Consider the following 1,387-nt stretch of genomic DNA (forward strand, 5'->3'; position numbering starts at 1 on the left):
GCGCCGGTCCGCTCCGGGCCGACAGCGGCAGCAGCACCGGCTCGCCGTCGCCGGACGGTTCGGCCGGCTGCGGCTGTGGCGTGGCCGGCGCGCCCGACAGCACCAGGTGGGAGTTGGTCCCGCCGAAGCCGAAGGAGCTGACCCCGGCCAGCCGGGCTGGCCGGCCGCCAGGCCGGTCCGGCCAGCGCTGCCCGTTGCCGGCCGCGACCCGCACGGCCAGGCCGTCCAGCCCGGACAGCGGGCTGGGCCGCTCGAAGTGGACGGTCGGCGGGATCTCACCGTGGTGCAGGGCCAGCGCTACCTTGATCAGACCGGCGATGCCGGCCGCCGCCTCCAGGTGGCCAAGGTTGGACTTGGCCGAACCGACGACCAGCGGGCGGCCGTCGGGCCGGCCCGCCAGCAGCACCTCCACCAGCGCCCCGAGCTCGATCCGGTCGCCGACCGCGGTGCCAGTGCCGTGCGCCTCGACGTAGTCGACCGCCGCCGCGTCCACCCCGGCCGCGGTGTAGGCCGAGCGCAGCAGCGCCTCTTGGGCTGGCCGGCTGGGCGCGGTCAGCCCGTTGGTACGGCCGTCGGAGTTGAGCGCGCCGGCCCGGATCACCGCGTAGACGCGGTCACCGTCGGCGACCGCCTGTGACAGCGTCTTGAGCACCACGACCCCGGCGCCCTCGGCGCGGACGTAGCCGTCGGCCCGGTGGTCGAACGGCTTGCACCGGCCGTCGGCCGCCATCAGCCCGCCGCGGCTGAAGCTCAGGGCGATCCGCGGACTGGTGATGACGTTGACCCCACCGGCCAGCGCCAGCTTGGTCTCGCCGGCCCGCAGCGCCTGGCAGGCCAGGTAGACCGCGACCAGCGACGACGAGCAGGCGGTGTCGACAACCAGGCTCGGCCCGCGCAGGTTCAGGCAGTACGAGAGGCGGTTGGCCACGATGCTCAGCACGCCGCCGGTCCCGTCGTAGGGCTCGGCGCCGTCGAGGGTGCTGAACATGGCGATACCGTGGTCGAACGTGGAGGCACCCAGGTAGACACCGGTGCTCGACCCGGCCAGCCCGCTCGGTGCGACCCCGGCGTCTTCGAGGGCCTCCCAGGCCACCTCCAGCGCGATCCGCTGCTGGGGGTCCATCCGCGACGCCTCGCGCGCGGCGATGCCGAAGAACTCGGCGTCGAAGCCCTCGACGTCGTCGAGGAAACCCCCCCAGCGGGTGTTCATCTTGCCGGCGGTGGCCGGGTCCGGATGGTACAGCGCGGCCGCGTCCCAGCGGGCGGGCGGGACGTGGCCGACCGCGTCGACGCCGCCGGTCAGCAGCCGCCAGTACGCCTCCGGGCCGGCGGCGCCCGGGACCCGGCAGCCGATCCCGACGATCGCGACCGGCTCGGGGCCGCCGGT

The 1,387-nt window shown here is 75.4% G+C and carries 1 protein-coding gene; it reads right to left on the minus strand.

Annotated features, from left to right (window positions below):
* The coding region (locus MJ785_RS11385; protein ID WP_239380729.1) for a type I polyketide synthase at nt 1-1,387 on the minus strand (1,387 nt) is incomplete at both ends.

The sequence above is a fragment of the Protofrankia sp. CiT1 genome, assembly GCF_917627335.1.
Classification (GTDB): domain Bacteria; phylum Actinomycetota; class Actinomycetes; order Frankiales; family Frankiaceae; genus Protofrankia.